Annotated in this window: 19 protein-coding genes; 11 read left to right on the plus strand and 8 right to left on the minus strand. The window is 73.0% G+C overall.

Annotated elements, in window-relative coordinates; all coding sequences use genetic code 11:
* The first annotated feature begins 306 nt into the window (after nucleotides 1-306).
* Nucleotides 307-1,032 (plus strand): alpha/beta fold hydrolase, encoded by a 726-nt coding sequence (locus IO39_RS35095; protein WP_043632734.1) that lies wholly within the window; start codon nucleotides 307-309, stop codon nucleotides 1,030-1,032.
* A gap of 185 nt (nucleotides 1,033-1,217) precedes the next feature.
* On the opposite strand, the gene IO39_RS35100 is transcribed toward IO39_RS35095, so the two are convergent.
* Entirely contained in the window at nucleotides 1,218-1,523 is a 306-nt protein-coding gene (locus IO39_RS35100) for a hypothetical protein (RefSeq protein WP_043632736.1), read from the minus strand.
* A 144-nt stretch (nucleotides 1,524-1,667) separates the two neighbouring features.
* On the opposite strand from IO39_RS35100, the gene IO39_RS35105 reads away from it, so the two are divergent.
* Complete coding sequence (locus IO39_RS35105) at nucleotides 1,668-1,889, plus strand: hypothetical protein (RefSeq protein WP_157549279.1); 222 nt, start codon at nucleotides 1,668-1,670, stop codon at nucleotides 1,887-1,889.
* On the opposite strand, the gene IO39_RS35110 is transcribed toward IO39_RS35105, so the two are convergent.
* Both IO39_RS35110 and IO39_RS35115 read right to left on the minus strand, forming a co-directional pair.
* Nucleotides 1,835-3,136: an MFS transporter gene (locus tag IO39_RS35110; protein WP_052423767.1), complete on the minus strand. Its 1,302-nt coding sequence runs from the start codon at nucleotides 3,134-3,136 to the stop codon at nucleotides 1,835-1,837. The genes IO39_RS35105 and IO39_RS35110 overlap by 55 nt on opposite strands.
* A complete protein-coding gene (locus IO39_RS35115) occupies nucleotides 3,133-4,212 on the minus strand; it encodes an alkene reductase (protein ID WP_043632745.1) in 1,080 nt (359 codons plus the stop codon). The genes IO39_RS35110 and IO39_RS35115 overlap by 4 nt, the downstream gene beginning before the upstream one ends.
* Nucleotides 4,213-4,322: 110 nt before the next feature.
* On the opposite strand from IO39_RS35115, the gene IO39_RS35120 reads away from it, so the two are divergent.
* On the plus strand, nucleotides 4,323-7,046 hold the full coding sequence (locus IO39_RS35120) for an ATP-binding protein (protein WP_043632748.1): 2,724 nt from the start codon (nucleotides 4,323-4,325) through the stop codon (nucleotides 7,044-7,046).
* 20 nt (nucleotides 7,047-7,066) lie between these two features.
* Here IO39_RS35120 and IO39_RS59155 read toward each other — a convergent pair whose 3' ends face one another.
* Entirely contained in the window at nucleotides 7,067-7,195 is a 129-nt protein-coding gene (locus tag IO39_RS59155) for a hypothetical protein (RefSeq protein ID WP_281200310.1), read from the minus strand.
* A 94-nt stretch (nucleotides 7,196-7,289) separates the two neighbouring features.
* On the opposite strand from IO39_RS59155, the gene IO39_RS35125 reads away from it, so the two are divergent.
* Complete coding sequence (locus IO39_RS35125) at nucleotides 7,290-8,453, plus strand: serine hydrolase domain-containing protein (RefSeq protein WP_245642477.1); 1,164 nt, start codon at nucleotides 7,290-7,292, stop codon at nucleotides 8,451-8,453.
* Nucleotides 8,454-8,551: 98 nt separating this feature from the next.
* On the opposite strand, the gene IO39_RS35130 is transcribed toward IO39_RS35125, so the two are convergent.
* The gene (locus IO39_RS35130; protein WP_043632751.1) at nucleotides 8,552-8,956 is read right to left on the minus strand and encodes a RidA family protein; all 405 of its coding nucleotides are present in this window, start codon (nucleotides 8,954-8,956) and stop codon (nucleotides 8,552-8,554) included.
* Nucleotides 8,957-9,130: 174 nt separating this feature from the next.
* On the opposite strand from IO39_RS35130, the gene IO39_RS35135 reads away from it, so the two are divergent.
* Complete coding sequence (locus IO39_RS35135; RefSeq protein WP_043632754.1) at nucleotides 9,131-9,511, plus strand: winged helix-turn-helix transcriptional regulator; 381 nt, start codon at nucleotides 9,131-9,133, stop codon at nucleotides 9,509-9,511.
* A 97-nt stretch (nucleotides 9,512-9,608) separates the two neighbouring features.
* On the opposite strand, the gene IO39_RS35140 is transcribed toward IO39_RS35135, so the two are convergent.
* From IO39_RS35140 to IO39_RS35150, 3 genes are all read right to left on the minus strand, one after another.
* Entirely contained in the window at nucleotides 9,609-10,436 is an 828-nt protein-coding gene (locus IO39_RS35140; RefSeq protein ID WP_157549281.1) for a hypothetical protein, read from the minus strand.
* 195 nt (nucleotides 10,437-10,631) lie between these two features.
* A complete protein-coding gene (locus IO39_RS35145; RefSeq protein WP_052423769.1) occupies nucleotides 10,632-11,192 on the minus strand; it encodes a 2'-5' RNA ligase family protein in 561 nt (186 codons plus the stop codon).
* A 76-nt stretch (nucleotides 11,193-11,268) separates the two neighbouring features.
* Nucleotides 11,269-12,720 carry a hypothetical protein gene (locus tag IO39_RS35150; RefSeq protein ID WP_157549283.1) on the minus strand — a complete coding sequence of 484 codons (1,452 nt, stop codon included), beginning with the start codon at nucleotides 12,718-12,720 and terminating at the stop codon, nucleotides 11,269-11,271.
* Between the two features lie 782 nt (nucleotides 12,721-13,502).
* Between IO39_RS35150 and fxlM the strand changes: the two genes are divergently transcribed.
* From fxlM to IO39_RS35180, 6 genes are all read left to right on the plus strand, one after another.
* On the plus strand, nucleotides 13,503-14,735 hold the full coding sequence (gene fxlM / locus IO39_RS35155) for a methyltransferase, FxLD system (protein WP_043632765.1): 1,233 nt from the start codon (nucleotides 13,503-13,505) through the stop codon (nucleotides 14,733-14,735).
* A gap of 51 nt (nucleotides 14,736-14,786) precedes the next feature.
* Entirely contained in the window at nucleotides 14,787-14,987 is a 201-nt protein-coding gene (locus tag IO39_RS35160; protein ID WP_052423770.1) for an FxLD family lanthipeptide, read from the plus strand.
* An 82-nt stretch (nucleotides 14,988-15,069) separates the two neighbouring features.
* Complete coding sequence (locus IO39_RS35165) at nucleotides 15,070-18,108, plus strand: lantibiotic dehydratase (protein ID WP_043632771.1); 3,039 nt, start codon at nucleotides 15,070-15,072, stop codon at nucleotides 18,106-18,108.
* Nucleotides 18,105-19,295, plus strand: a complete 1,191-nt coding sequence (locus IO39_RS35170) for a lanthionine synthetase LanC family protein (RefSeq protein ID WP_245642478.1) — start codon at nucleotides 18,105-18,107, stop codon at nucleotides 19,293-19,295. The genes IO39_RS35165 and IO39_RS35170 overlap by 4 nt, the downstream gene beginning before the upstream one ends.
* On the plus strand, nucleotides 19,277-20,245 hold the full coding sequence (locus tag IO39_RS35175) for a thiopeptide-type bacteriocin biosynthesis protein (protein WP_043632774.1): 969 nt from the start codon (nucleotides 19,277-19,279) through the stop codon (nucleotides 20,243-20,245). The genes IO39_RS35170 and IO39_RS35175 overlap by 19 nt, the downstream gene beginning before the upstream one ends.
* Before the next feature lie 2 nt (nucleotides 20,246-20,247).
* A complete protein-coding gene (locus IO39_RS35180; protein WP_043632779.1) occupies nucleotides 20,248-21,345 on the plus strand; it encodes a hypothetical protein in 1,098 nt (365 codons plus the stop codon).
* Nucleotides 21,346-21,388: the final 43 nt, after the last annotated feature.

A 21,388-nucleotide genomic window follows, 5' to 3' on the forward strand; every position in this document is an offset into this window, starting at 1 on the left:
GGACTGCACCTCATCCACCGCCTTGCGACCCTCCTCCGGCGCAAGCTGGAACAGGAAGGGCGGCTGCGCGGTGGCCTCCACGAAGGCCTGCGCGGCGGGTTCGAGGACAGGCTTGTTCATGATCTCTCCAAGAGGTGAAAAGGGTGAGAACCCCCATCAGGGGTTCCCGTTCGCCTCACATCCAAGCAAGAGCCGCCCCGGCAGGACGAGGCAGAACCACAGGCGGAAGTACGTTTCCGCCTCGTACCGGTCGCTCGCGGGCTGTTTGGATCGCCGCAGGAAAACCTGCCGATCAGGAGTATGCGCATGACGTACAGCACCATCCCGACCGTCGTCCTCGTCCACGGGGCGTTCGCCGACGCCGCCAGCTGGTCGGGCGTGATCGCCGAGCTGCAACAGCAGGGCGTCCCCGTGGTGGCCCCGCCCAACCCGCTGCGCGGCCTGGCGGCCGACGCGGCCTACGTCGCCTCCGTGGTGTCCGGGATCGACGGGCCGGTCGTCCTGGCCGGTCACTCCTACGGCGGCGCGGTCATCACCGTGGCCGGCGCGGCCGAGAACGTCGTCGGCCTGGTCTACGTGGCCGCCTACGTCCCCGACCAGGACGAGAGCCTGGTGGACCTGCAGGGGCGCTTCCCCGAGCCGCCGCTGGCCGCGACCCTGCGCCAGTCGGCCTACCCGGGCGAGGACGGCCGCGACGCCGTGGAGTTCACCATCGCCCCCGAGGCGTTCCCGGGGGTGTTCGCCGCGGATGTGCCCGAGGAGGTGACCCGGGTCCTGGCGGTGGCGCAGCGCCCGCTGGCGGCCGCCGCGTTCACCGAGGCGGCGAGCACGGCGGCCTGGCGGACCAAGCCCGCGTGGGCGGTGATCGCGGACGCCGACCAGGCGATCAACCCGGACCTCCAGCGGTTCGGCGCGGCGCGGGCCGGGGCGAGCGGCGTGGAGATCGCGGGCGCCTCGCACGCCGTGGCGGTCTCGCGGCCCAAGGAGGTCGCGAGCGTGATCGTCGAGGCGTTCCGGGCCGTGTCGGCCTGACACGCTCCCCCACGCGTTCCTTTGCCAGGGCGGCGGGCCGTCCTGACCACGGCCGTCTTGATCGGCCGGGCCCGCTCGACGCCTGAGCGGGCCCGGCCGGCCAGGCGCCGTCATCGTGCCGGACGTGCGGGCCCTTCCGCCGGGGCCCGGGCCGGGCCCGCCGGTGTGCGGGCACCGGCCGTCGTTCAGTCCTCGCCGTTGTAGGCGCGCAGCTCGCGGCGCGCCTGGTGACGGCTGCGGCGACGGTCTTCGCGCCGGAAGTGGTACCACTCCTTGCCGCCGCCGAGGGGGCCGCACTCGAACAGGTAGAAGTCGGTGGCGCCCCAGTAGCAGCCGCTTCTTCCGCTGCGGTTCAGGGACGCGCTGCCGGCGGTGATCTCCTCCGGCAGCGTGCACGGCCCGTACCGGTGGTCGTGCACGGGACGGCAGGCCACCATCGGCGCTTCGGCCATCCCCACCCACCAGGGCCGGGTCTTGTCGGTCTTGCTCATACGGTCACCTTTCGGCTCCGCGACGCCCCGGGTTGGGGCCGTCACAAGACCGGATGCACCGTGATCACCTCCGACTTCGCGTACGACATGACCGGCCCCGAAGCGGCCTCGCCGCTCGGGGAACCTGATTCCCACCCTATTCGGATGGGCCGGGATCGCGTCGCCGAGATGGCGGGGCTCGCGCTGGTCCTGATCGTCCTCGCCGAGGGCGGCGTGTACTGGTGGCTGACGCTCGCCCAGCTCTCCTCCCGGTCACCGGGCCCCGGCGGGGATGGCGGTGTATCGCGCGCCGATGTGGCCCGGCGGCCGGCTCAGCTGACGGCCAGGGCGGCGATGGCCGGGCCGAAGGCGGCGCCGAGGAGGTAGGCGAGGTTGAACAGCCCCATCACGGCCGGTCGCCGCTCCTCCGCCACGGCCAGGCGGGCGCGGTCGGCGAAGACGCCCTGCCCCGACGCCGCGGCCAGGGAGGCCAGGCCCTGGGCGATCAGCAGCGCCGCCGGTGCCGTGCTCAGGGCGGCGGTCGCCGTCGCGGCTGCGGCCAGCGCCACGAACGACGCCGCGGGGACGGCGAAGGGGACGCGTCCGCTCATCGCGATCACCGCGTACGAGGCGAGCCCGCCGAACAGCAGCGGCCAGGTGACGGCCAGCCCGACCTGGCCGCCGCTCCAGCCCGCGGTCTCGGCCAGGAGCGGGGGCAGCGCGTAGATCAGGCCGAAGTTGACCACCGCCAGCGCGAACGCCAGCCCGGCCGCCACCAGGAACGCGGGCGCCCGGATGACGTCCAGGGGCACGAGCCCGGCCGGCCTGGCACGCATCCACAGGGCCAGCGCCACCGCGGCGGCCAGGGCCGCGCCCACGCCCGCCGGCCACGCGTGCGGGATGAGCACCAGCCCGGTGACCAGGGCCGCCAGCAGGACCATGCCGATCACGTCGAGCCGCCCGCGGGACCCAGACGCCACGTCGATCGGATCGCCGGACCCACCCGGCACGTCCGTTCGGCCGCCGGACGCACGTGGCACGCCCGTTGGGCCGCCGGGCGCCGGCGCGGCCGGGCTGCGGCGCAGCACGAGCGGCACGCCGAGCACGGCGAGCACGGGCAGCGCCAGCGCCGCCCGCCAGCCGGCCAGGCCGGACACGAGCTCCCCGGCCAGCGGCGCGATCGCGCCGGTCGTCGCCAGCGAGGCCGTGACCAGGCCCATGGCGCGCGGCGAGATGGTGAGGCTCATGGCGATCGTGGTGAGTCCCGCCGTGCCCAGCCCCATGAGGGCGCTCCCGGCCGCCAGGTACGGCAGGGCGGAGCCGGTCACCGTCACGGCGGCGCCCAGGAGCACCAGCACCGCGGCGAGAGGCGTCGCCACGCGGGCGCCGAGCCGGCCCTGCAGCCCGGCCACCAGCGGGGTGCCGACCGCGATGGCCCATCCGAACGCGGTCACCACCCAGGTCACCTGCGTGATGGCGAGGCCGAGCTCCCCTGCGACATGGGGCAGCACCAGCGCCGGACCCGCGATGCCGAACGACATGGGACCGGCCATCAGCGCCAGCCAGACCGCCGACACCCCCTTCCGCCGAGCGCCCCTCACCGCACCGAGACGCGGCGTCGTGGCGGCGCTCATCGGGTCTCCTCCAGTGTCGGGTAGTCGGTGTAGCCGCGGTGGTCCCCGCCGTAGAACGTGGCGGGGTCGGCCTTGCCGTACGGGCCGCCGGCCGCGACCCGGGCGGGCAGGTCGGGGTTGGCCAGCCAGAGCTGGCCGAAGGAGATGGCGTCGGCGACCCCCGAGGCGAGCGCCTCCTCCCCGTCCGTCACGGTCGCGGGCTCGTCACCCGCGCCCGGGTGCGGGTTGAGCAGCAGCGAGCCTGGCCAGGCGGCGCGCAGCTCCTCGGTGATCGGCCGCGTGCCGTACTCCGACACGTGCAGGTACCCCAGCCCGTACGGCGCCAGCGCCCGCACCAGGGCCGGGTAGAGGATCTCCGGGTCGCTCTCGGCCATGCCGTTGTAGGTGATGCCGGGCGAGATGCGCAGCCCGGTGCGCGCGGGGCCGATCGCGTCGCCGACCGCCCGCGCGACCTCGACGGCGAACCGGATGCGCCGCTCCACCGATCCGCCGTAGGCGTCGGTGCGCCGGTTGGTGTTGTCCGACAGGAACTGGTGGATGAGGTAGCCGCTGGCGCCGTGCAGCTCCACGCCGTCGAACCCGGCGTCCATCGCGTATCGCGCGGCCGTCACGAAGTCGTCGATGGCGCGGGCGATGTCGTCCAGGGTCATGGCTCGGGGCGTGGGGTGGTCCAGCAGCCCCTGCGGGGTGTAGAGGCGCTCGCCCGAGGCGATGGCCGAAGGGGCCAGCGGCAGCTCGCCGCCGGGGTAGAGGCACGGGTGGCCGATCCGGCCGGCGTGCATGAGCTGTACGAAGATCCGCCCGCCGCGCCCGTGCACCTCGTCGGTGACCTTGCGCCAGGCCGCCGCCTGTTCCGGCGAGTGCAGCCCGGGGGTGTCGATGTACCCCTGCCCGATCACGCAGGGCTGGGTGCCCTCGGCGATGATCAGCCCGGCGCCGGAGCGCTGGCCGTAGTACTCGGCGGTCAGCTCGCCGACCAGGCCGCCGCGGGCCCGGCTGCGGGTCATCGGGGCCATGACGAGCCGGTTGGGCAGGTCCAGGCGGCCGATCGTCACCGGCTTGAGAAGATCGCTCATATCGTGCTCGCTTTCATGCGGTGGTTTGCGCAGCTCCGAGGCTAGGAAGCGGTAAATACGGGGCGAATCGGTAAGGTTTCGGTATCTACGTACGGTGATCGGAGACTGGGGTGCTGTTCGGCAGGGACGGCGAACGCGCGGCGATCGGGGCCTTGGTCGACGCGGCGCGGCAGGGCCGCAGCGGCGGCCTCGTGGTCCGGGGCGAGCCGGGCATCGGCAAGTCGGCGCTGCTGGCCTGGGCCGCCGGGTACGCCGGCCGGCTGGGCCTGCGCACGCTGTCGGTCACCGGGATCGAGGCCGAGGCCGACCTCGCCTTCGGCGGGCTCGTGCAGCTGCTCTGGCCGCTGCAGGACCGGATCGGCGCGCTGCCCGGACCGCAGGCCGACATGCTGCGGGCCGTGCTGGCGCCCGGGCACGGGCCGGCGCCGCAGGACAGGTTCCTGTCCGGGCTGGCCGTGCTGACCCTGCTGGCCGAGGTCGCCGAGGACGGCCCGCTGCTGTGCCTGGTGGACGACGCGCACTGGCTGGACCAGGCCACCACCGACGCGCTGCTGTTCGCCGCGCGCAGGCTGTCGGCGGAAGGGGTGGCGCTGCTGTTCGCAGCCCGCGACGAGGGCTTCGCCGCCGCGGGCCTGCCCGAGGCGCGGCCCGCGCGCCTGTCGGACGCCGACGCCGCCGCGCTGCTGGCCGACCGCGGCCTCCTGCCCTCCTCGCGTGAGCAGGTCGTCCGGGAGGCGGCGGGCAACCCGCTGGCGCTGCTGGAGTTCGCCTCGGCACAGCACGCCCACCACACCGTGGCCGGGCCGATGCCCGTGCCCGACCGGGTCCTGGCCTCCTTCCGCGCGCGGATCGGCGCGCTGCCGGAACGGACCCGCCAGATGATGCTGGTGCTCGCCGCCGAGGGGCGCGGCCACCTGCCCACCCTGCTGGGCGGGGCGCAGGCGCTGGGCGTCGGGCTGGAGGACCTGGCGGAGGCCGAGAAGGACGGCCTGGTCGAGGTCACCGAGAGTGTCGTGGCGTTCCGCCATCCCCTCATCGGCACGGCCGCCTACCAGGGCGCCCCGGTGGCGCGCCGGGTCGCGGCGCACCGGGCGCTGGCAGCGGCCGCGACCGACGACGACTGCCGGGCCCGTCACCTGGCCGCCGCGACGACCTCGACGGACCGCGAGGTGTCCGACGAGATCGCCCGCGCGGCCGAGCGTGCCCGCGGGCGCACGGCCTACGCCGCCGCGTCAGGGCTGTACGAGCAGGCGGCGCGGATCAGCCCCGAGCCGCTCACCCGCGCCGAGCGGCTCGGGGAGGCCGCCTGGCTGGCCCTGTCCGTCGGGCACCTCTCGCGTGCCGTGGCCCTGGTGGAGGAGGCCGAGCGGCTGGCGTACGGCGCCCGCCCGCCGGCCGTCCTGGGGCCGGTGCGCGCGGCCGTGGAGTTCGAGGCGGGCGAGCGCAGGAGGGCCGCCCGGATCCTGGCGGAGCGCGCGGCCACCGCGCCGCCGGAGCAGGCGGCGGCGATGCTGCGGGCCAGCGCCGGCTACGGCTGGCTCCACGGCGACCGGGAGGCGATACTCGCCGCGGCCCGCCGCCTGGACGAGCTGGGCCGGCCCGATCCGATGGTGGCGGGCCTGGCGGCGCTGGTGCGGGAGGACTACGCGCGGGGCGTGCCGCTGCTCACCGAGTTCGTCGAGGCCGCGCGCCGCGCGGAGGCCGGGTACACGGCCGGGTCCACAGCCGGGTTCACAGCCGGGTCGACGGCCGGGCCGCCGGCCGAGGGCGTGACCCAGCCGGCGGCGGCGGGGCTGACGATTTCCTGGGCGACGCTCTGCGCGATGATCCTCGGCGCCGACGAGGCCGCCGTGGAGCTGGCCGACGCCGGGGTGGCGCGCTGCCGCCGGCACGGCCTCGTCGGCGCGCTGCCGCACCGGCTGCAGGACCTGGCCGGCGTGCTGGTCGCGACCGGCCGCCACCGCGACGCCGAGGCCACCGTCGAGGAGGCCGTCCAGCTCGCCAGGGACACCGGGCTCGAAGCGCGCGTCGCGCACCTGTACTCGGTGCTGGCCAGGGTCGCCGCCATCGAGGGCGACGAGGAGCGCTGCGCCCGGCTGGCCAGTGACGCGCCCGATACCGGCGGCATGGCGGGAACGACCGCGCTGAGCCTGCTCGACCTGGGCCTGGGCCGCCACGCCGCCGCCCTCGACCGGCTGGAGGCCGCGGCACGCGGGCCGCTGCGGCACGCGGCCGGCCTGCTCGCCGCCGCCGCCGACCAGGTGGAGGCCGCCGTACGCCTGGGCGAGCCCGGGCGGGCCGCCGAGCCGCTGCACCGGCTGGAGTCCTGGGCGCGGGCGGGCGGCCGGCCGTGGGCGGAGGCCCTGAGCGCCCGCTGCCGCGCCCTGCTGGGCGGGGACGAGGCCGACTATGTGCGCGCGCTGGACGCGCACGCACGCGCCGACCGGCCGTTCGAGCAGGCCAGGACCGAACTGCTGTACGGCGAGTGGCTGCGTCGCGCCAAGCGGCGCGGAGAGGCCCGCGACCGGCTGCGCTCGGCGCTGACCGTCTTCGAGCGCCTGCGCGCCGCGCCCTGGGCGGCGCGGGCGCGGGCGGAGCTGCAGGCCACCGGGGAGAGCCTGCCGCAGGCCGAGGCCACCGCGGCCGGCCTGCTCGACCGGCTCACGGCCCGCGAGTTGCACGTCGTACGGCTGGCGGCCGAAGGCGGCTCCAGCCGGGAGATCGGCGCCCAGCTCTTCCTCAGCCCGCGCACCGTCGAGCACCACCTCTACCGCGCCTTCCGCAAGCTCGGCATCCGCACCCGCCGCGAGCTCGCCCGCCTCGATCTCGGCTGAGGCGAGAAGGGCTCCCGGGCTCAGAGGAGATCGACGGCCCGCTCGGGCTCCAGGCTGGTGCCGCAGGCGAACGCCGCGTCGTACGCGTCCTCACCCAGGGCCTGCCGGGCGCACGGGTCCCGGCTCGCGGTGACTCCGCACGGTTTCACCCATTCGCGGTGACTTCCGTCATGGGGGACCGATGACATCGCCGTCTATCTGACCGCCACTCCCCCGGCGATGCTGGCACGCATGATCTCCTTCTTGTCAGCGAGCACGGCCGTCGTCATGATCGCGTCACTGGCCACCTCCGGTCCGGCCGGCGCCGGCGGGCAGTCACTCGACCAGTCGCTGCGGGCGGTGCACGAGGCCGGCATGTACGGCGTCTACTCCAGCGCCCGCGACGGCGGCCGTACCTGGCGGGGCGCGGCCGGCGTGGCCGACCTCCGGACCCGCCGCCCTGTACGCCCGGACCTGGTGCACCGCATCGGCAGCGTCACCAAGGCCTTCACCGCCGTGGCGGTACTGCGGCAGGTTGACCGCGGTGCCATCGGCCTGGACACCCCGGTCCGCGCCTACCTGCCCGAGCTGGTCACGGACGAGCGGATCACGGTACGAATGCTGCTCAACCACACCAGCCACATCCCCGATTACCTCCCCCAGGTGTTCCCCTCGACCGTGACAGGGTCGCCGGAGAGCCTCGACGCCAACCGGTTCCGTGCCTTCACCAAGAGGGAGCTGGCCGAGCTGGGCCTCGGACAGCCCCCTACGGGTGAGCCGGGGGCGGAGCCGGGCGCGTACAGCAACACGAACTACATCCTGGCCGGCCTCGTCCTGGAGCGGGTCACGGGCCGTAGCGCGGAGGAGCACATCACCGGCGACGTGATCCGCCGCGCGGGCCTGCGCCACACGTCCTTCCCTCGGACCCCCCGCATCCCGGGCCCCCACTCCAAGGCCTACACCTCGATCTTCGGCCTGGTCGAGCCGCCCCGCGAGTACAGCGTCTACGACATGTCATGGGCGAGCACGGCCGGCGCCATCACCTCCACGATGGACGACCTCAACCGCTTCTTCCGTGCCCTGCTCGGCGGCGAGCTCCTCGGCGCCGCGCGACTGGCCGACATGCGCACGACCGTTCCCATCACCGCCGGGCAGGGCCGCGTCGCGTACGGCCTCGGCATCTACGCATACGACCTGCCGTGCGGCCGATTCTGGGGCACCGACGGCGGCGTCTTCGGCATGGGCACCCGCGCGGTCGCCGGCCCCGACGGCCGCCGCCAGCTCGCCTTCGGCACCAACCGCACCTGGTACCAGCGCCTGAACGACGACGGCGGCATCGATCCCCACCCCATCGACCACGCCCTCGATCGCCTCACCGTGGTGGCTCTGTGCGGAACGGGCATCGACGAGCACCCGGTGCGCGGGTGAGGCCGAGGGGACGATCCGTCCCTCCTGGGGGTGCGGCACTGGCAGGGGCCGATGATGGAGTGATCTGGTTCCCTGCACCCGGGACTTTGATGCAGGCCCTAGTCGATGATCGCGGTGACCTCGGCCTCGATGAGAATGCCGGGCTCGAAGAGGATGTCGACCCCGATCAGCGCGAGCGGCGGCGTCGCGATGTCGAACTCGCGGGCGGCCTGTTCGATGCCCGCGTTGAAGGCGTCGTACATGTCCCTCTTCCAGCCCGCGGCGTACCAGGTGAAGCGGACGACGTCGTGGAACGTGGCCCCCGCGGCGTCGAGCGCCTTGGCGACGTTGCGGTAGACCTGGGCGACCTGTCCGGCGAGGTCGCCCGGTGCCACGAGGTCGCCGTTCTCGTCCCAGGCGACCTGTCCGGCGATGTGGACCTGCCTGCTCCCCGTCGCCACCGCGACGTGGTGGTAGATCGGGACCCGGACATGCCGGTCAGGGTTGATGAGCGAAACGGCCATGAGATCTCCTCATTCGTTCTTTCGGGTGGCAGGGCGGACGAGCTTTCAGGTGGCAGGGCAGCGAAGCGCCGCCGTGAGCACCGCAGCCCCCGTGCTCTCTTGCGGTTACTCGGAAACCATAGGAGAGTGTTGACTGACGTGGAAGAACGCACTTTTCGGTGACGGGGGAACCTGATGGTGACCAAGCAGTTCAGCGGCTTGTCCGACGAGGCTGACCTGAGGCGCGCGGACTCCCTGGCGCGGGAGATCTTCTCTGATGTCGCCAACAAGTGGGCGTTGCTCATCATCGAGGCTCTGGGTGAGCGCACCCTGCGCTTCAGCGAGCTGCGCAACGAGGTCGAGGGCATCAGCCACAAGATGCTCACCCAGAACCTGCGCATGCTGGAGCGCAACGGCCTGGCCGAGCGGAAGGTGCACCCGACCGTGCCGCCGCGGGTCGAGTACACCCTCACCGAGCCGGGCCAGGCCCTGCGTGCGACGGTCGATCTGATCTGCGGCTGGACCCACCAGTACTTCGGTCACATCGAGGGCGCCCGCCGCCGCTTCGACGCCTGACCGCGCGGAGCCCGCCTCACCGGGGTTTCGGTACGTCCTTCCCGGAGTCCGCACCGGCGACCGATTCGGCGGCCTTCACCGAGTCCGTACGGGGCCCTTACCGAGTCCGTACGGCGACCGATTCGGCGGAGAGCGTGACCTCGACGGTGATGTGCGGATTGTCCGGCTGCGGAAGCCGGAGTCCGCGCGTGAACTCCTCGGCGTCCTCCGGCATCACCTTCGGCTGGACCGTGATCTTGACCTGGCCGGTCTCCTCATCCGCGTGCGCCGACGTGGTCGCCACCTCGGGATGGCCCTGGAGCCCGGAGACGACCGTTTCCCGGGCCTGCTGGAGCTCGGCGGACGAGAATCCCTTGCCGCCGATCAGGGTGACCTCCAGGGGGAGGGTCCTGGCCAGCTCGATCGCGCGAGCCGGGACGGGCCCTTTGAAGCCGACGCGCAGCCCGCGCCGGTCGTCGGTGTACCTGACGCCGGAGATCTCGTCGGGGAACTCCGCGTGCAGTTGGTCGATCACCTTGCCGTTGGACGACTGCGAGCCGAAGCGGTCGATGGCCTCGGCGTAGGAGATGCCCTCCGACCTGGCGACGGTCGCGAGGTCGGCCAGCTCGGCGTACGGAATGCCGTCGATCACCACGTCCGGATCGGTCACCGCGGGGTCGTAACCGTCGAAGTCGGTCGGCTTGGGCGAGGAGGTGGCGGCCATCCGTGCCGCGTAACGCCTGACGACCTCCTCCAGGGGCCGGCCCGACGCCGCCGCCTCCCGCTTGAGCCGCTCCAGGGTGGGCCGATGCACGGTGGGCTGATCGGCCCGCGGCAACACGATCGTCTCGCTCCCGGCCGCCGTGCTCACCTGACCGGCGCCGGGCGGGCCGCAGCCGCATAACGCTGCGAGCACCGCGAGGACGGCCAAACGCGATCTCTTCATACCTGAAGGACGCGCCACCATCCTGACCGGTTCATGGGAACCGGGCCCCTTCTTCCGGCCGGTCACCACTCATACCTGCCCGGCAATGTCGGCTTCCGAATCCGTCATGGGAGATCTCCCGGCCGCACGCCGGGCCAATGCTCGAACGCCCCACCGCATTAACAGTGAGGCCACCGTGCGTGACGCGCGGTGGCCTCAACCATGGCTTGCCGATCGCCCCTGGAGGGCACCTGAGGTCCCGAAAGACGCCCGCTGGATGAGACGCCACCGGTAAACCTGCTCGTCGCGACTGATGTCGATCAGCGAGACGCGAGTCAGCACCGCGGGAAGCGCGGCCGCGTGCTTGTCGAGCACCGCGCGAATCGGCGCCAGCGGGATGCCACTGACCTGGGAGTAGGCGAGGCTCACATGAGGCCTGAAGCCCTCTTCGGCTTCGGGGACCCGGTCGGCGCCCCACACATCGGCGATACCGGCCCGCACAGCCCGCCGCACCGCATCGACCGCGGCTGACGGCCGAACGGGAAGATTGACGCCCTCAGGGTCCACCGCCGCAGGACCCAGCTTGACGGGCACCGGGCCGAGGCCGGCGACGCGGTCGCTCACCGCCGCGGCGACCTCCCGCACAGACTCCTCATCCACCTCGTCGGTGAAGCCGACGCCCTGCAGCGTCATGTGCAGCCATTCCAGCGGGATGGGGCCCAGAGCGCCGGTGGCCGCCAGCTCAGGCTGGATCTGCCGCGCGAACTCATGGATCACCGGCTGATCCTCTACCAGGATGTGCCAGGTGAAATAGGATCTGCCCGGCCGCCAGCCTGGCCTCCACCACCAGTGGTCACGCGTCTGGTTCTCGTCCGCTGCCAAGGGCCCGCCTCTCCACGCGCATGGTCGTCGCTGCTTCGAACGCGCTGATCGCGTCGTTGATCCTTCTGCCATCCCTGCTGGCGCGCAAGGCCGGGCTCATTCTCGTGATGATTTCGGCGAGCTGCAGCAGCAGCGGCGCCGGCCTGGCGTCAGAGGGCGTGTCCAGCACCATGTCGAGCACAGTCAGGGCGGCTTCGGGCTCGCCTTGATCGACGTGCGCACGAACGATGTGGAGCTGCGTCATACGCTCGGTGCCGAGGTTGCGCTCCGGTGCCGGTCGGGCACGCGAAGCGGCGACGGAGCGTTCGGCCATCTCCAGGGCCACCCCGGGCCGACCCAGCACGAGGCAGGCATCGGCCCAGTAGCTGAGGGCCCGCTCGGGCGGACAGCTCAGCACCCCGCCCAGACATTGACGTTCCTGCGTGGGCGAGATGCCACGGGCCTGGGCGAGCGTTTCACGGGCGTCTCGGAGTCTTCCTGCCCGCGCGTAGTCGAGCGCCAGGGTGCTCGCGAGCATCACGTGGGTCTGCCCGCCGGCCCGGGCGGCGAAGAACGCCCCGCGCTCGGCATGCCGGATAGCAGCTTCGCAGTCGTTCGCCCAGTAGGCGGCCACCTGCCTGGTTTTGCAGATCCAGGCGCGGAGGGCGTCGTTGCCGGTCTCCTGCGCGAAGTACCAGGCGGTATGCGTGTGGGCGGCGGTCGCGTCCACACGGCCGAGGTCGGTACTGGCCCAGCCGAGTACGGTCATGGCCCAGCCCGCGATCGAATGGAGCTCCGTCCGGTAGCGCAGGGGCTGCCGTCCTTCGAGGAGGTGGAGAGCCTCGTCACGAATGCGCCGTACATCGGCGAGCAGCCTGGGCATCGGGATTTGCAGGTAGCTGTGCGCCGCCTGCTGCAGTTCGGCCTGGAGCCGGGAAAGGGTTTCCTCGCCGACGTTACTCTGCTCGGCCTGAGTCAGGATCTTCGAGGATTCTCGAGCATAGAGGGAAAGTTGCTGGGCGGGGTCCAGGACGCGGCGGTCCCGAAGGTCCATAAGTGATGGACGCGACACTTCGGGTGTGCCCGGGAATGGAGCGTTCTCGCATTTAGCGGGGCCGTGCGCCCGATGATTATCGTCGAGGGATCGGTAATCGATACGGTCGATCTCAGCCCTTTCATCTGCTTTGTAGAGCGCGTACTCGGTGTCGGTGAGCAGGCTCCGCGCATGAGCCTGATAGATGCGCGCGAGCACGTGCAGGCCAGTGACGCTGGGCCGGCGGCCACCCTTCGGCCAACGTTCGAACTCCAGGGTGCGAGACCTGACCATGGGAGCGTCGCCCGCATCGAGCTCGTTCCAGCGGTCGGCGACGCCTTGAAGGCTCAGGTCGTGCGCCACCCGGAACGCTTCACGAGGCGATATTCCCGGATTGTCGATTTCCCACACAGCTGCGATATGTTCCCACGTCAATCCCCGCATTCGTAGCTGATGCGAGCGAAGCGCACGTTGCTGTCTCTTTGACGGGATAGCCATGACTCACCCTTAGTCCTGAGCCGCCTTACCTCTCAAGGTAGCGCTTACGGACCTGCTGACGGCCAGCTGACTTCCGCCTCCGTATAGAGGCATATCCGCAGGTCAACCGCAATCTGCTGAGCTAACTTTTTCGGGTCTCTCTACACTTCGCATCTGGGCGTTTACTGACGTCAATCCTTACACCCGAATGCGGGAGCGGGCAGACGCTCCTCGAAAAGAGGATAGAGGCCCTATGGTCCCTGACAACAACCCGCCCAACAGCGGCCTGCCAGCAGCGAACAGCCGGAACAGCGGCACCGTCGCGGCCGTCTAGTGGACGCCCGAGTCGTGTACGTGGATGTGGCCGCGCGCCCGCTGCGCTCAGGAGAGCCTGCGAACGCAAGGCCAGCATCCCCGCAGGAACCACGCGCGGCGCTCGCCGCCCGGCTGGCGGGTTATGCGTCCGCCTCACATCCCCGGCGCCAATTTCCCCGTCCCCGCCCACTCAGGGGCCCGGCATGAACCACATCTTCCTGGCCCTGCTCGACAGTCTCTTCCCCGGCACCAGCCAGCGTGGAGGCGCGCCGACACCGCCGCCAACCGACCACCGGCGTGTCCGTTGGACAGGGCTGCCCGGCCCCGCCACGGTGAACCCGCGCCGCGTCAAGCCCCTCCGCACAATCCACTGACCAGGACACATATCACAGGGAGATCGTGTGAACGACGAGAGCACCGACCAGGCACGGGCTGCCGAACTGAGGGACAAGCTGGCGGACGAGCTCGCCGCGGCGGGCCACATCCGGTCGGCTCAGGTCGACCAGGCGTTCCGCACCGTGCCCCGGCACGCGTTCGTGCCGGCCGACACCCCGCTGGAGGTCACCTACCAGGCCGACAGCGCGGTGGTGACCAAGCGGGACGAGAACGGCACGGCCATCTCGTCCGTCAGCGCCGCCTACGTCCAGGTCGCGATGACCGAGCAGGCCGGCCTGGAGCCGGGCATGCTGGTGCTGGAGATCGGCTCGGGGGGCGTGAACGCGGCGATGATCGCCGAGATCGTCGGGCCGGACGGGCACGTCGTCAGCGTGGACATCGACCCGGAGGTGACCGCTCGCGCCTGCGAACTGCTGGCCGCCAACGGGTACGCGAGCCGGGTCACCGTCATGGAGGTCGATGCCGAGCACGAGATCCCCGGGTTCGAGCGGTTCAACGCGATCATCGTGACGGTCGGCGCGTGGGACCTGTCTCCGGCCTGGCTGCGCCAGTTGGCCCCCAACGGCATGCTCGTGGTGCCGTTGCGGATGAACGGCGTCACCCGCTCCATCGCGTTCCGCGGCACGAACGACCACCTGACCAGCACGTCCGCCGTGGTGTGCGGGTTCGTCCCCATGCAGGGTGCCGGGCAGCACGTGGACAGGGAGTTCCGGCTCCGCGACCCTAACGGGCACACGGTCACCCTGCGGTTCGACGACGGGGCGCCCGACGAGCCCGCGCTGCTGGACGGCGTTCTGGCGGGCGAGCGGAGCGAGCTGTGGTCCGGCGTCACGATCGAGCACGGCGTGTCGTTCGCCGACCTGCACCTGTGGCTGGCGAGCTTCCTGCCCGGCTTCTGCAAGCTGGCCGCCGAGGAGGGGGCCGAACTCGCCCAGGAGCGCAAGACGTGGTTCCCGTTCGCCGGGGTGCGCGGTGACTCCTTCGCCTACCTGTCGGTGCGGCCCGCGCTGGAAGGCGCGGGCTCGGAGTTCGGCGCTCGCGCCTACGGGCCGCACGGCCTGGAGGCGGCGGCCGTGCTGGTCGAGCAGATCCGGGCGTGGGACGAGCAGGCCCGCAACCGCGCCGAGCCCACGTTCGCCTACTGGCCGGCCGGCCACGCCCCCGCCCGTCTGCCCGAGGGCACGGCGAGGCTCAACAAGACCCACGGTCTTGTCACGATCTCCTGGCCCACCGGCTGACCGCCGCCGGGCCAGGATGCCCCACACCCAACCGATGAGGAGTGTGATCCGATGGCTCCAACGATGACCCTCGACGCGCCCGAGGTCCTGCACCATGCGGACGTCGTGGCCGACGACGAGTTCGAGCTGGACATGCGCGTCGTGGAGGCCACCACGCCGCTGATCAGGATGGAAGACTGCGACACCAGCGACGGGTGCGGCAACACGTGCAGCACCAGCGCGTGCACCACCAGCTCCAACGACCCTTCCTGAACCACTCTCTGCCGCCCGGCGCCCACACCCCGCGTGGGCGCCGGCGGCGCGGCTCACCACCGACCTCCGGAGAGGGATCACGATGAGCGTCCCCCTGCGCTACCGGCACACCGGCCTGGTCATGGTGCGAGCGAGCACCGATCCGGGCGACCTGGAACTGCCGACATGCCTCGATCTGCGCGACCCCGCCTCCTTCCAGCAGGAAGGCCGGACGTGGCTGGCGAAGGTGTGGGCGCGCGGCGAGGTGCGCGAGGCCCTGCAGATGGCCAGCCCCGACCTCGCCGTTCGCGTCGACGCCCTGCTCGACGCCGCCGTCCCGCCTGCCGGCGACGTGCGCCGCGCCGTCATGGCCACCGTCTCCTACCTGCTGCGCTGGCAGCGCCGCTCGACCCCGTTCGGGCTGTTCGCCGGAATCACGACCGCGGCCGTCGGGCCCGCGAGAGCCGACATCGGCGCCCGGCACCGCGCGCACGCGCGGGTGAACGCCGACTGGATCACCCACCTCGCCGAGGAGATGGAGCGGCATCGCGGCCTGCGGCCGCGCCTGATGGTGATCGCCGACAGCTTCGGAATCGCCCGCGACGGCCGCTTCGTCGTCCCCGCACGGGCGCACGGCGACGCCCGGCACCCCGGCCCGATCCGAGAGATGTCGATACGGCTGACCCGGCCCGTCCAGGCCGCGCTCGCCGCCGCGGCGACACCGATCCGGTTCGATCGGCTCGCCACCGACCTGACCGCGTGCTTGCCCGGCGCTTCGCCGGAGAAGATCCTCGCCCTGCTGCACACGCTGGTGGACCAGCACATCCTGATCACCAACCTGCGCCCGCCGATGACGGCCGCCGACCCGCTCCACCACCTGATCGGCGTGCTGCGCGAGGCGGGCGGCGCCGATCTGGCCGACCTCGCGCGGCTGCTGCGTCACCTCGAACACGTCCGCGACCTGCTGGCGCGGCACAACACCGCCGCTCCCGAGCGGGCCGCCGCGCTCCGCGCCGCCGCACGGGTGCAGATGGCCGCGCTCGCGCCGGGCGCCGGCCTGGCCACCGACATGGCGCTCGACGCGCGGATCGCCGTGCCCGACGTCGTGCTGCAGGAGGCCGCCCGCGCGGCCACCGTCCTGCTGCGCCTGGCCACCGAGCCGTTCGGCCGCACGGCCTGGATGGACTACCACGCCCGGTTCCTGGCCCGGTACGGGCCCGGCGCCCTGGTCCCGGTGAAGGAGCTGGTCGCCGACTCGGGGCTCGGCTACCCCGGCGGTTACCTCGGCGCACCTCGCGCCCGGCCCACCTGGCGGACGATCATCGACCGGGACGCCACCCTCCTGGCCCTCATCCAGCAAGCCGCCCAGAGCGGAGCCGACGAGATCACGCTCACCGACGCGGACGTCACCGCGTTGACCGTGGGCGACCATGACACCGTGGTGCTGCCCCACCGCATCGAGATCGGCGTCGCTGTGTCCGCGCCCTCCACGGAGGCGATCAACCGGGGGGAGTTCGGCCTGCGCATCACCGCCAACCCGCGCGCTCACACCAGCATGACCGGGCGGTTCGCGCACCTTCTGAACGACGGCGACCGCGCCCGGCTGGCCGGCTCCCATGCCGCCGGGGCCGACGCCGTGGTGGTGCAGCTGTCCTTCCCGCCCCGCCGCCCCCGCAACGAGAACCTCGCGCGGGTCCCGCCGCTCCTGCCCACCGTCGTCCACCTGGGCGAGCACCCCGCCGGCGGCGGCGCGATCGGCGTCGAGGACCTGGCGGTCACCGCCGACTCCACCCACCTGCACCTGGTGCAGCGCTCCACCGGCCGGCGCGTCATCGCCCGGCTCCCGCACGCGCTGGACACCACCGTCCAGATCCCGCCGCTGGCCCGGTTCCTCGCCGAGGTCGCCGACGCCCGCGCCGCCGCCTACAAGCCGTTCAACTACGGCGCCGCCCGCACCCTGCCGCACCTGCCGCGCATCCGCTACCGGCGCACCGTCCTGGCACCCGCCCGATGGCTCCTCACCACCGCCGACGTCCCCGGCCCCAGCCACGGCTGGGACGCGGCCCTGAGCGCGTGGCGGTCGCGGTGGCGCACGCCGGCACGCGTCCTGCTCTGCCACGAGGACCTGCGTCTCCCGCTCGACCTCGATCAGCCGATGGACCGCGCCGTCCTCCAGACACGGCTGGAGCGGGCTGGGAAGGTCGAGCTGCAGGAAGACGACCCGGCGCACGGGCGGGGCTGGATCGGCCGACCGGCCGAGCTGCTGATCCCCATGACCGTGGTGAGCCCGTCGCGACGCAGCCTCCCTGTGATGGCGGCCCCCGGCGCTACCACGCTGGTGTGCGCGCATCTGGTCGGCAACCCGGCCCGGTTCGACGACATCCTGGCCCGGCACCTGCCGCCGCTCGCCGACGAACTCGCCGACCTGCTCACGTCCTGGTGGGTGCGCCGGCACCGCGACATGATCCAGCCCGACGCCGACCAGTACCTCGCCGTGTACCTGCGTCTGGCCGACCCCGGCCGGTACGGGCCCGTCGCGGCACGCCTGGCCGCCTTCGCCGCCCGGCTGGACACGCTGGGCCTGCCCGCGCAGCTCGCCATCACCACCTGCCGCGAGCAGCCCGGCCGGTACGGCCAAGCCGCAGCGCTGACGGCGGCCGAGCAGGCGTTCACCGCCGACACCCAGGCCGCCATCACGCAGATCCGCGTGGCCGACGCCGCCCGGCTGCCCGGCCAGGCGCTGGCCGCCGCCTCCATGGCGCACCTCGCCGCCGCGTTCGCCCCCGGCCCTGTCGCCGGCTGGCGGGCGCTGGTCGGCTGCCTGGAGCGGCAGACCGGCCCGCTGGATCGCACGCTGCGCGATCATGCGCTCCGCTGGGGCGACCCCGCCCACGACTACCGGACCGTGCGCGCCATCCCGGGCGGCGAAACCGTCGCCGCCGCCTGGCGCGCCCGCGACACGGCGCTGACCGCCTACCACCGCGCCCTCGCCGGGCAGCGCGACCCGGCCACCGTGCTGCGCACCCTGCTGCACGACCACCACGTGCGGGCCCTCGGCGTCGACCCGGAGTACGAGAAGACGACCGGCCGGCTCGCCCGTGCGGCCGCACTGCGCTGCCTCGCTCTGGCAGGTGCCCTGTGACCGGCCCGGCACCGGAGGCGGAGCCGGTGGAGCTGAGCGAACACGAGAGGGCGAGCCAGTCCCTCACCAGGCCGACCGCCGCGAACGCGCTCCTGGCGATCGAGCGGGCCCTGTCCGGCACTGGAGACTGGGCGAGCGCCGACGCGCACATCCGCAAGGCCACCACCGGACCCATCGACAGCGCGCCGCACGCCAGCCTCTACTACGGGGCACCGGCCGTCGCGTTCGTCCTGCACGCCGCCCGCGCCGGCCACCCCCGCTACCAGGCGGCAGCCCGCAGCCTCGACAAGCACGTCGCGCGGCTGGCCCAACGCCGGCTGGCCACCGCCGCCGAACGGATGAGGCGACGAGCACCCGCCGCGCCCGCCGCGTTCGCCGAGTACGACCTGTTCCGCGGGCTCACCGGACTCGGCGCTCTCCTGCTCCTGCGAGCCCCCGGCAGTGACCTGCTCGGCGCCGTCCTCACCTACGTGACCTGCCTGACCCAACCGCGCCGCGTGGACGGCGCGGCACTGCCGGGCTGGTGGGCCGATCATGACCCCGACCCGCTCGCCCCGACCCCGGGCGGGCACGTCAACCTCGGCCTCGCGCACGGCGCGGCCGGCCTGCTCGCCCTGCTCTCCCTCGCCTCCCTGCGCGGATGCACGGTGCCCGGCCAAACCGACGCGATCGAGACCCTGGCCGGCTGGTACGACCAGTGGCGGCAACACTCGGCGGACGGCACCTGGTGGCCGCAATGGCTCACCCGCGAGGACCTGCGCACCGGCCACCCCTCCCAGCGCGGCCCGGGACGGCCCTCGTGGTGCTACGGCACGGCCGGCATCGCCCGCGCCCAGCAACTCGCCGCCCTGGCCACCGGCGACCCCGTCCGGCGCGGAATCGCCGAGAAGGCCATGGCCGAGTGCCTGACCGGCCAACAGCTTCAGAAGATCACCGACGCGGGGCTGTGCCACGGCATGGCCGGCGTCTACCAGACCGCCTACCGGGCCTCCCTCGACGCCGCGAACCAAGCGATCGGGAGCCGCCTCCCCGCGCTCGCGGCCGCGCTCACCCAGCACGCGGCGATCGGCCAGGACGACACCGAGGGACTACTGGACGGGCCCGCCGGGGTGGGCCTGGCCCTGGAAACCGCACGACACACCACACCCCCACGTTCTGGATGGGACGCATGCCTCCTCATCACCTGACCACCGCGGCGCCGCACCAGCTCGCCAACGGCGTCCTGGCCCTCCTCGCCGGGGCAGACCTGGACACCGCCGCCGCCGACGCCGGCGTCGATCCGGCCGACCTCGACGAAGCCGCCACGGTGTATCGGGCCGCCGGGCTCACGGCGCTCGAACAACGCGCCGAAGCCGGCTGGTACCAGCTGCGCGTCCAGTTCCCCGACGGGAACACCGCTGAGACGATCGGCGCCCACGAGCTGATGCCGCGCCTGGAGCGGCTCCACGCGGACGGCGCGATCAACGGGTGGTGGTTCCTGCGCAAACCCCCAGGCTGGCGGCTGCGGCTGCGCGACGCCGACCGCGACCCCGTTGACGACCTGTTCAACGAGCTGACCGCGACCGGCACGATCACCCACTGGTGGCCGACCGTGTACGAGCCGGAAACCGCCGCGTTCGGCGGCCCGGCCGGGATGCAGGCCGCGCATGACCTGTTCCACGCCGACAGCCTCGGCGTCCTCGAATACGCCCGCCAGGCCGCCCCCGACCTCGGCCGCCGTGAACTGTCCATCGTGCTGATCAACGCCCTGCTGCAGGCGGCTGGGCTGGACTGGTTCGAGCGTGGCGACGTCTTCGCCCGAGCCGCCCGCCTACGGCCCGCGCCCGCCACCGCGGACGTCGGCCAGGTAGAGAAGCTGTCGGCCCACGTGCGCACGCTGCTGGCCGCCCCCGCCCAGCCCGACAGGGAGCCGTTCGCGCCCGGCGGGCTCGCCGCGTTCGCCGCACCGTGGCTGACCGCCTGGCAGGCCGCAGGCAACGAGCTCGGCCGCGCCGCCGCCGAGGGCCGCATCCACCGCGGCCTGCGTGCGCTGCTCACCCACGTCGTGATCTTCCACTGGAACCGGTTCGGCCTGTCGGCCACCACGCAAGACGTCCTCTCCCGCGCGGCCGCCGCCGCCTTCCTGCCCGAGAGCTGACCATGGACCCCGCCACGCTGCACGCCGCCGTCCGCCGCTTCCCCCTCGTCGGCCACGCCCGGCCCGGCCACCCGCCGCTGCCCGACCGAGTTCAGGAGATCGCCGACATCGCCGAAACCGCGGCCCGCCCCGGCGGTGACGCCCTGCACGAAGGGGCGCACGCGCTCAACAAGGCCGCGCTCCTGGCCAGCGACTGCGGCCTGCCCGACCTAGCCCGTGACCTGTGCTGGCAGCACATCAACATCTACCGGGGCGCTGGCCGCCCGCTGACCGTGACCCGCGCCCGGTACATGCTCGAACCCGTCCACAACCTCGCCCGGCTCCAGCTCCGCGCCGGCGACGGACAACACGCCCTACGGCTCCTGGACGCGATGTACCAGGCGGTCACCAAAGACACCGACCTGGTGATCGGCCATCGCACCCTGCCGCTGGCCCACCTCACCGGCACCCCGGGAGAACGGCACAAGCTGCGCGAATGGGTCTGGCGGCAGTACCTCGCGGACGGCATCCGCGCCCTGACGCTCGCCGGCCGCTGGGACGAGGCGGTCACACACGCCAGAGCACATCAGGGCATCGGCCTGCACCTGATGGACGGACGGCAGGCCGCGATCATCGCCCACCGCCTGCGCGGCACGCTCGGCGCAGCGCGGGCCCTCCTGAAGGAGAGCACGCCCACGGAGCCCTGGGAGCAGCAGGTCGCTTCCTGCCTGCGCGTCATGTGCGCGGAACCGGACGGGAAGGCAGCCGGCCAGGACGTGGCGGCCATGGTCGACCAATTCTTCGGCCACCAGCCGAGGCCCGGCTTCGTGGTCTTCCGGACCCGGCTCGGGCTGACCGTGGCCACCCTCGCCGACAGCGAGGCGACCGGTCGCGTTCTCGCTCGACTGGCCGCCGAGGTGATCGAGTCCGGCGACGGGTACGCCGCCCGGGACCTGCTCCGGCACCGCCCTCTGGAAGGCGTGTCGGATGCGCAACGCCAGGCGCTGGCCGACCTGGTTGCAGCCTCTGGCCTGGGAGCAGGGGCGTTGCCCGCCCCGCTGCTCGATTCGCTCACCTGCTCGGTGAAAGCGGCAGGCGAGGTGCTCACCGCAGCGATGTGAATATCCAATGGACGAGGGAACGCTCACCGCCGCGGCCGTCTCG

Origin of the sequence: Nonomuraea candida, assembly GCF_000725485.1 — a bacterium.
In the GTDB taxonomy this organism is placed as follows: domain Bacteria; phylum Actinomycetota; class Actinomycetes; order Streptosporangiales; family Streptosporangiaceae; genus Nonomuraea; species Nonomuraea candida.